General features: G+C 72.6%; 1 protein-coding gene. It reads left to right on the top strand.

Annotated elements, in window-relative coordinates; all coding sequences use genetic code 11:
• Positions 1-182: 182 nt before the first annotated feature.
• Positions 183-1013: a TIGR02587 family membrane protein gene (locus RDU12_RS15790; RefSeq protein WP_300290882.1), complete on the top strand. Its 831-nt coding sequence runs from the start codon at positions 183-185 to the stop codon at positions 1011-1013.
• Positions 1014-1170 lie beyond the last annotated feature (157 nt).

The following is a 1170-nucleotide window of genomic DNA, read 5'->3' as shown; positions in this document are numbered from 1 at the left end:
GCTGGCCGCCGTCCAGCACCTCGCCCTGTCCGGCGGCGCCCGCCCCGGGGTCGGCGGCGTCCCCCTCGACGAGGCGGGCTGGGCCCGCATCGAGACCGCCCTAGACGCCCTTCTGGTCGCCTTCCCCGAATAGCGGCCCCGACAACGGGAGCCGGAGCGCCCTTTCAGGAGTTGCCGTCTCCATGATCGCCAGCCTCGACTTCGACCGCCGCCGCGAGTTCGACTACGCCCGCGACCTGGCCCGCGCCTTCGGCGGCGCCCTGCTGTTCAGCCTTCCGCTGCTGATGACCATGGAAATGTGGTGGCTGGGCTTCATTCTCGAGCCGGCGCGGCTGGCCGCCTTCCTGCTCGTCGCCCTGCCCCTGCTGTTCGGCCTGGCCTTCTACGCCGGCTTCAGCGCCAGCCACCGGGGCGTCGGCCACGCCCTGCTCGACACCCTCGTCGCCCTCGCCGTCGGCTTCCTCGTCGCCGCCATCGTCCTCGCCCTCTTCGGCGTGCTCGAGCCCGACGCCCCGCCGGGCCAGATCGCCGGCCAGCTGGTTCTCCAGGCCGTCGCCGGGGCCATGGGCGCCCTGCTCGCCGGCCGCCAGCTCAGCGCCGGTGGGGACAAGGTCGGCGACGAGGACCAGGCGGCCTATCCCGGCGAACTGTTCCTGATGGTGGCCGGCGCCCTGTTCCTCGGCCTCAACATGGCCCCGACCGAAGAGATGGTCCTGATCGCCTATCGCATGACCGCCCTTCACGTGGCCGCCCTGATGGTCGGGTCGCTGCTGGTCATGCACGCCATCGTCTACAGCGTCGGCTTCGCGGGCCAGGAGGTGCACGACCGCCCGCTGTCCGCCTTCCTCCACTACACCCTCGCCGGCTACGGCCTGGTGCTGCTGACCAGCCTTTATGTGCTGTGGGTGTTCGGCCGCACCCAGGGCCACGGCCTGGCCGAGATCGTCGACGCCGTGGTGGTCCTGTCCTTCCCCGGCGCCATCGGCGCCGCCGCCGCCCGGTTGCTGGTCTGATGGCCGCGCGCAAGAAGCCCCTGCCCGCCCCCGCCCTGCTCGAATGGCTCATGGGCGGTCTCGGCCTGCTGCTGGTGCTGGCGGTGCTGGCCATCGTCGCGTTCGAGGCCGTCGGCCCGCGCGAGCCGCCCCGGATCGAGGCCCGCCTCGGCGAGAT

It is taken from the genome of Brevundimonas sp. (assembly GCF_031082345.1).
In the GTDB taxonomy this organism is placed as follows: domain Bacteria; phylum Pseudomonadota; class Alphaproteobacteria; order Caulobacterales; family Caulobacteraceae; genus Brevundimonas.
This window is presented reverse-complemented; position numbering and strand designations above follow the sequence as displayed.